The 6,709-nt window shown below is 53.3% G+C and carries 8 protein-coding genes and 2 pseudogenes; 5 read left to right on the forward strand and 5 right to left on the reverse strand.

Annotated elements, in window-relative coordinates; translation table 11 throughout:
- Positions 1-119 precede the first annotated feature (119 nt).
- On the forward strand, positions 120-893 hold the full coding sequence (locus BW950_RS14250) for a TspO-related membrane protein (protein WP_083944054.1): 774 nt from the start codon (positions 120-122) through the stop codon (positions 891-893).
- Between the two features lie 305 nt (positions 894-1,198).
- On the opposite strand, the gene BW950_RS14255 is transcribed toward BW950_RS14250, so the two are convergent.
- From BW950_RS14255 to BW950_RS14265, 3 genes are all read right to left on the reverse strand, one after another.
- Positions 1,199-1,531, reverse strand: a complete 333-nt coding sequence (locus tag BW950_RS14255) for a winged helix-turn-helix domain-containing protein (RefSeq protein WP_076489972.1) — start codon at positions 1,529-1,531, stop codon at positions 1,199-1,201.
- A 98-nt stretch (positions 1,532-1,629) separates the two neighbouring features.
- Positions 1,630-1,902: a hypothetical protein gene (locus tag BW950_RS14260; RefSeq protein ID WP_076489973.1), complete on the reverse strand. Its 273-nt coding sequence runs from the start codon at positions 1,900-1,902 to the stop codon at positions 1,630-1,632.
- A 129-nt stretch (positions 1,903-2,031) separates the two neighbouring features.
- Positions 2,032-2,397: an ArsR/SmtB family transcription factor gene (locus BW950_RS14265; RefSeq protein WP_076489974.1), complete on the reverse strand. Its 366-nt coding sequence runs from the start codon at positions 2,395-2,397 to the stop codon at positions 2,032-2,034.
- Between the two features lie 216 nt (positions 2,398-2,613).
- Between BW950_RS14265 and BW950_RS14270 the strand changes: the two genes are divergently transcribed.
- The 3 genes and pseudogenes from BW950_RS14270 to BW950_RS15665 all read left to right on the forward strand — a co-directional run.
- On the forward strand, positions 2,614-2,919 hold the full coding sequence (locus tag BW950_RS14270; RefSeq protein ID WP_083944055.1) for a transposase: 306 nt from the start codon (positions 2,614-2,616) through the stop codon (positions 2,917-2,919).
- Positions 2,912-3,160 (forward strand): IS3 family transposase, encoded by a 249-nt coding sequence (locus tag BW950_RS14275; RefSeq protein ID WP_076489976.1) that lies wholly within the window; start codon positions 2,912-2,914, stop codon positions 3,158-3,160. The genes BW950_RS14270 and BW950_RS14275 overlap by 8 nt, the downstream gene beginning before the upstream one ends.
- Positions 3,150-3,440: pseudogene (locus BW950_RS15665) on the forward strand (transposase); the annotation flags it as partial. The gene BW950_RS14275 and the pseudogene BW950_RS15665, both read left to right, overlap by 11 nt.
- 142 nt (positions 3,441-3,582) lie before the next feature.
- On the opposite strand, the gene BW950_RS14285 reads toward BW950_RS15665, so the two are convergent.
- Together BW950_RS14285 and BW950_RS14290 are read right to left on the reverse strand one after the other, a co-directional pair.
- Positions 3,583-4,962, reverse strand: coding sequence for a sensor histidine kinase (locus BW950_RS14285; RefSeq protein WP_159438819.1), 1,380 nt, complete (start codon positions 4,960-4,962; stop codon positions 3,583-3,585).
- Positions 4,963-5,343: 381 nt separating this feature from the next.
- Positions 5,344-5,715 carry an AAA family ATPase gene (locus BW950_RS14290; protein WP_076489979.1) on the reverse strand — a complete coding sequence of 124 codons (372 nt, stop codon included), beginning with the start codon at positions 5,713-5,715 and terminating at the stop codon, positions 5,344-5,346.
- A 462-nt stretch (positions 5,716-6,177) separates the two neighbouring features.
- Here BW950_RS14290 and BW950_RS15675 point away from each other — a divergent pair.
- A pseudogene (locus tag BW950_RS15675) lies at positions 6,178-6,306 on the forward strand (IS91 family transposase); the annotation flags it as partial.
- Between the last annotated feature and the right edge of the window lie 403 nt (positions 6,307-6,709).

The raw sequence follows: 6,709 nt of genomic DNA on the forward strand, positions 1-6,709 counted from the left end.
AGTGGCCAGTCTTGTAGAATCCGGCGAGATTCCGGCACGAGGTGAGTTCGTTCTCCTTGTATGGACTGATAAAAGCCGTTAAAATTATGGGGTGAATTATCTTAAAGGCGTGGGAGGCGATGATGCTGACCGGCAGAGTTCGACAGTGGATGTGTTTTATCACGTTGGCGGTGGTTCTGGTGGTCAATTTCCTTGCGACCGCGCTTTCACTCGGTGGAACCGCAACCGGGGAACTTGCGCGCGAGTTTGATGTTCTCTTTCTTCCCGCAGGCTACGTGTTCTCGATCTGGGGGCTCATTTATCTGCTTGCAATCGCGTTTTCGGTGTATCAGGCGCTGCCGCGGCATCGCGACGAGCGCGATCTCGACCGGATCGGCACGGCCTTTTGCATCTCGAACGCGGCGAACGTTCTGTGGCTTGTTTTTTTCCACTATCGCCTGACCGCGCTTTCGCTTGTGGCGATGACTGTGCTTCTCGGCGCGCTGATCTACATTTTCGTGCTCATTTCTCCGGGCGAGACCTTCGGTCCCGGGGCTCGGCTGTGGCTGGTTCATGTGCCGTTCGGCATCTACCTCGGGTGGGTGAGTGTAGCGACGGTGGCCAATGTGACCCAGGTGCTCGAGATAGCGGGCCTGTCGGGGGGTCTCTTCGGCGATGTCGGCTGGACGATTGTAGCATTCGCCGTGGTTGTGTTTCTGAGCTGGTTCATGAGCGTACGCTTTACAAACTTGCCCCACGCGGCGGTTGTCATATGGGCGCTTATCGGTATCGCCGTCGAGCAGTCTCACGTGGAGCCTGTGGCGCTCGGAGCAATTGTAGCCGCGGTTCTAGTGGCGCTGGGGTTTCTTGGCGTGCTGGGGCTTAAGCGGCCGTGCGGACCGTTCGTAGTGTAATGTCTTCGGAAAGCGGCGGCCGGTGGAGTCGGTTCTGATTTGAATCGCAACCGTAACAGCAGCATTAGCGGGGACGGCAAAAGCCGACGCTCATACGTGGCTCTGCTTTTGCCGCCGGTTACTCTGAGCGTTATTTCCCCTTGCACAGAGAATACGCCGCTATCGGCTCCGAGGGAGTCGACTGACTCCGCCCAACCTTTTTCCTGCGCTTATTCCGAGAGCCGCTTAGCCTTCGGTGCCTACGTATCGGAGCAGTCTCCTCAAATCAGAACGTTTTGTGGACCGAAAACAGTAACGGCACCTGTCTATTCGGGATCAATAAGCTCCATCTTCACGTCTTGCACGCGTATCTTTCCTTTATTGGCAAGCCTGGTGAGAAAGAAAAATAGGCTATTGAGGCTCACGCCCACTTTGTCGGCCAATTCGTTCACATCAACGTTGTCTTCGTCTGCCAAGTGTCCGATAATCTGCTTTTCCACATCCAGAGACCAATCTTCGAAGAGAGCTCTTATCTCCGGCGTTGCATACATGGAGTTGTCCATCACTTCCTTACACATGCCCATGCCCTTGTGCATCATGTCTTGCATCATATTCGGCCCCATCCCGGCGCCTCCTTTCGGTTCATTCATCCAGGTCATACAAATCTCCTTCACCTTTCAAAGATTGTCTTTGTCTGTCGCCGATCGAAAGATCCATTCGTTCCTCCGGCGCATCTTGTTTCTACAAAGCGATAGTCTCAGAGTTCGGTTTTCAAATCTCGAATCTTCTTCTCCAAATCCTCGAAGGAAACACCTTGGTACTGACGCTTCATCTCGTTCAACTCCTCTTCTAAATCGCGTACGCGGCGGACCTTGGTGCGACGATCGTATCCGTCGAGCCCATAGATTTCACGATCGGGATGTCCGCATCTGTAAAACGAAAAGCTCCGCCGATGAAGCAGAAAAACCGATAAGAAAACCATAAGAAAAGTCAGGGGAACAACCCATCCATAATTATGAAACCATGCCATCACAAAACCTCCTGTTGAAGCCAAAGTTGCCGGTGAGACTTAATCAAGCCCACTGCTACACGAAACTAACATGCTGTTGCTTACAGCTTTACAATCGTCCTATAGTGCTCCGGTATCCTGGTAGTGCCGTCACCGCGCGTCCCTTCTCCACATCATGCAGTTCTTCCATGGCGGCCACTCGAATTCGAACTCCACTTCCCGGGGCTGAAAATACTCGAGATGCTTGCTTAGCGATAGAATGTCGTCGATCAGTTGGAGGTCATGCACCGAGTAGTAGACGAACGTTTTGCTTCTTTTTGTTTCTACAATACCTGTCTCACGCAGGGTCTTTAAGTGAAATGAGACCAACGTCTGAGGCAGCTCCGTTTGATCCATGATCTGTGAGACCGAGCGTGCCCCGTCCTTTAGAGCAAAAAGAATTCTTAGTCGATTAGTGTCTCCAACGATTTTGAAAAAATCTGAGAATGCAGCGATAAACGTATCACCAACTTCCATAGAAATTATGCCCCCTCATTTATATGAAGCCTGGCTTATATCAGTCGTCGCTCATAATATAGAGGCAATAGTTTCTGGTGTCAAGGGAACACAAGCAGTTCATTCAAAAATTTAACCGGAGCAGGACTATAATGAGCCCGGCGATTTAGGCAGGAATGACCCGCAGTTTAAGAGAAGGTCTCGCCCTCATGAATCAAGAGAGGTTATGCTTGCATCATGAGAAAGAGTTACGACACGGCATTCAAAGTGAAGGTTGCTTTGGAAGCAGCTAAGGAACAGATGACGTTGCAGGAGCCGGCTCAGAAGTACGACGTCACCCCGGGGCAGATCTCACAGTGGAAGAAGCAACTCGTAGAAGGTGCGGGCGAGGTCTTTGAGCGCCCTAACAAGAAGCAGAAGCGCGAACGGGAGACTGAGCAGGAGCGCGATCAACTGCTCAAGACGGTCGGACAGCTGACCGTGGAGAACGAGTTCCTAAAAAAAAGTACCGCCAACTGTACGGGAGCGATCCAAAATGATTGAGCCGGATCATCCCAAACTGTCCATATCGCGTCAGTGCGAGTTGCTGGATATCAGCAGGGCGACCTACTACTATGAACAGCGCGAAAGCCGTGCAGAGGCCGATCTGGAAGATCTGAAACGCATTCTGGAGGTGCTACGAGAGATACCGTTCTATGGCTACCGCAAGATATCGCGAGCGCTCATGGGGGAGCACCCGCATCTGACGCGCAAACGCGTGCGGCGAATCATGCGACGGTATTGAGCGCTACGGCCGGCCTGCGATCTTCAATACCGACCAGGGAAGCCAGTTCACCAGTGACACGTTTGTTGGTGTTCTCAAACGGCACTCTATCGAAATCAGCATGGACGGAAAGGGCCGGGCCCTCGACAACGTGTACGTGGAACGACTATGGCGCTCTCTGAAGTCCTACGAGACAATGGCCCAGATGGCCGAGGGAGTAGCACGGTATTTTCACTTCTACAACGCCGAGCGGTTTCACCAGTCACTGGAGTACCAAACACCCGATCAGATGTACGAGTCATTCGTACCGCAGACCAGGCTACCGTCGGTAGCATGAACGAATACTATGAGGGACGGGGCTTCCTTAAATTGCTAGAAAATTTGTGTTGACAGTTGGGCTCACCTCAAACAGCTATGAGAGAGCCGGCTCAGAGACATCGACCTCATCTTCGCGCGGCAGTTACCGATGTAACACGGGGCAGGGTTACCGTCAAATGGGTGCCGTCACGCTCGGAGGTGGTGAACGACAAATCTCCACCGTGGGTGTCGGCAATGAGTTTCGCGGAATAGGTTCCCAAACCGGTCCCGCCTTTCTTACCGGCAGTAGCGTAGCGTTCAAAAAATGAGTCTCTCATTTGCACCGGAACTGCCCCCATATTGTGGATATCGATGGTGACGGAGTCTCGGCGGCTCGAGTCTACGCTGACGGTAACGGTTTCATCCTCCGGGGAAGCTTCCACCGCGTTCTTGACTAAGTTGGACATCATGTTGGCTAATTTAACGCGTTCTCCCTGCACGTATACTTCCCTATGCCCCGCATCGGCCCGGGCGTTCGTTGCAGCGGAGGGAGTGAAATGAAACTGCATATCCACGTTCTTCAACCCCGTTAAAGATAGCATCTCATTGCGTACTTCTTCGAGCAGGGTGGTGAGATTAACATCTTCCAGTTCAAGTAAGTAGGTGCCTTCTGCCATCTGATACAGATCAAGGGAGTTGTTGATCATATGAAGCATTTTGTATCCGCTTTGCTCGATGATGGAGACAAACTCATCGCGTTGATCTTCGACAGATCCTCCTTTCAGCAGTTGAGTCGCCCCAAGTATACCGTTCAGAGGAGATCTCAGATCGTGACGTACTATTCTGTCTACATCATCGCGCATGCGATGCAGTCTTTCCAGTTCCGCATTCTGCGCCTTGATCGTCGCCAGCTGGTCGACAGTTATCTTTCTGAGATAGATTTGCCGGATAATATCTCTAAACTGGTAGCGGCTGAGAAAAGACACGACGGCGATCAGGACCATGAAGGCGATAAACGCCGGTAGCAGGGTGAGCACGTCGCTGCCGGGGCTACTGCCGGCGATACTGCTTCCACCCCCACCAAAAACGGATTCGCTGCCGGCCACCTCCGGAGCTTCAACCGGAGAAAACTGAATGAAACGAAACAGAATGAAGGATACCAGAATGATCGTATTGGAACTGATCGACACAACCGGCGGCGACAAGACGAAAAGGTTCAGAAGAACAAGTTCCAGCACGAGGATAAGCATCAGGGGGATATCCGTCACGCTGTAAGTGCGGAGAATAATCAGTAGAAACCACCCCATAAGAACGATCGAAGCGGCGGGGGCTTTCGTTTTCCCGCTCCACGCGAAAAGAAAAAAAATCATTCCCGCGAAAACGGCGATTCTGATCATCAAAATAACGTTGGGTACATCGGTGACGGCCTCGCGGGGCCCATGGAAGCCTGCCAGAGAAAAAACGAGAAACAACAGGTTGAGTGTCAGGGGTACAAGCATTATGCGCCGCAGGCGATGGTAGTTCATACTGCTTATCTCTTCAGAAATATAGCGGGCCGTCTCCCTATAGGAAGCTTCCGAGGCCGTTCCGGCCGGGGCCTCTGTGGTAGCGTCCGGCGTGGTGGGTGCCGCTGAAGGAGACGTTGAAGACGTCGGGAGAGAATGAAGCGAGTCGGTATTCTTTATGTATTTTTCTATTATCGTGGTTATATCAAACATAGCACCCGCCTTGTAAGGTGTTCCCCGCCAGGTAAGCTTGCCCCGAAGTTGAGGAACCTGCCGATACTGGACTTCCTCGGTTGACCGGGAAGGCTTCCTCCCTCCCGACCAAAGAAAAAGGCGCCCCGCTGCAGCAACAATGGGAACGCCGGTGACAACCGTGAAAGCACCACAGTCATCGACTACACCCTATCCGATTTTAAACATCGCCGGATTGCCGCCGCAGGCGGTGATTCGCTGTTCCACGTAGCTGAACGTTTCCTCCTTGGGCAGGCCATCGGTGGAAACGGAGATGCTGATTGAGTTAGCCAGGGACTCCAGGATGCAAAGCCCGAATTTTTGTAGCAGCGATTCCTGTCCGCACAAGAGAATCGTCATCGCGTTGACCGAGTCCATCTCAAAATTGGCAAGCATCCTCAGTTCTTTGACAATCTCGTTGGAGAGCAGGTGCGCCTCGTCCACGATCAACACGGTGTGGATACTGTGTGCTCCGGTGATTTCGGACAGGGATTCCGGCGGAAAACGGACAGCTGCCTGAAGGAATAAGATCCTCGCCGTCACTATAAACAGCTGTCCGTTTTCAGGTCAATCTACGGCATAGAGTTACAAAAACGCATGTTGCAGATATGGTACTGTTCCAATCTGCGCGAAGCGCCCCCCTAACGACGCGCATCACCTGCGCCGTCGCAGGAGCGTAGCGACGAGAAGGCGTCTGGTGAATGCGCCATGTTATGTTGCGTTCCATGAATTCATTCTCCCCGTGAAGCAGGAAGCTCGTTACGCCCGTATATACTTATGTGAGCACGGCAATCTCTGTCGCGACCACGGCGATAAAAAGGCTTGCAGCTCATCCGGCGCTACGGCCTCTATGCTTCCCGCACGAAGGGGCGGTGGGAGGACATGTCCTGGGTTGCGGAGCGGGCGCCCGAGGGGTGGAAAGCTGCCCACCGACGCGGCGGCGGCGCGGAAGACCTTGGATACGAGGCGTTGTCGGATGGAGAGCAAGAAGTCACCGTCGACGCGCGTAAGCGTGCCTGGGCCCGACTTCTCGCGAAGGTCTATGAGGTCGATCCGATGGTCTGCCCCAAGTGCGGAGCCGACATGAAAGTCATCGCCGTCATCGAGGATACCGACGAACTCAAGCGGATTCTCCGGTATCTGATCAAGATCGGGCGGTCTCCACCGGGATTCGATCCCGATCGCCTCAACTGACAATTTCCTCCGTAACGCCCATCGGGAGACGTGTGTCCGTTTCCCGGCACAAACACCTGCGAAACAGCCCAGATTCGTCCTATCGGTTCGTCTGTCCACTCAAATAGCGGCCTTCGGCGCGGTTATGAGCCTGCGAACCTCGGTCGGTGCTGCGCTTTCGCGAATTTTTGCCCTTGATTGCCGTCTCGCAGTTGCGCTCGCGGATAACTTTTCCTACTATTCGCTCGCGGATAACTTTTCCTACTATTCATCCCAGAACGCGCAGATGCTTCCTGTCGTGGCGGCTGAACATCCGGGCAATTACATATCCCTCGGCGGGGACAGGGTTCTTGCAGACGGGACA

This window comes from Alkalispirochaeta americana (genome assembly GCF_900156105.1).
GTDB classification, from domain to species: Bacteria; Spirochaetota; Spirochaetia; order DSM-27196; family Alkalispirochaetaceae; genus Alkalispirochaeta; species Alkalispirochaeta americana.

What these genes read in the sequence shown, in the direction of transcription:
- BW950_RS14275 (WP_076489976.1), top strand. Translation starts at nt 2,912, where the DNA reads ATGATTGAGCCGGATCATCCCAAACTGTCCATATCGCGTCAGTGCGAG.
- BW950_RS14265 (WP_076489974.1), bottom strand. Translation starts at nt 2,397, where the DNA reads ATGGAAGTTGGTGATACGTTTATCGCTGCATTCTCAGATTTTTTCAAA.
- BW950_RS14285 (WP_159438819.1), bottom strand. Translation starts at nt 4,962, where the DNA reads ATGAACTACCATCGCCTGCGGCGCATAATGCTTGTACCCCTGACACTC.
- BW950_RS14250 (WP_083944054.1), top strand. Translation starts at nt 120, where the DNA reads ATGATGCTGACCGGCAGAGTTCGACAGTGGATGTGTTTTATCACGTTG.
- BW950_RS14270 (WP_083944055.1), top strand. Translation starts at nt 2,614, where the DNA reads ATGAGAAAGAGTTACGACACGGCATTCAAAGTGAAGGTTGCTTTGGAA.
- BW950_RS14255 (WP_076489972.1), bottom strand. Translation starts at nt 1,531, where the DNA reads ATGACCTGGATGAATGAACCGAAAGGAGGCGCCGGGATGGGGCCGAAT.
- BW950_RS14260 (WP_076489973.1), bottom strand. Translation starts at nt 1,902, where the DNA reads ATGGCATGGTTTCATAATTATGGATGGGTTGTTCCCCTGACTTTTCTT.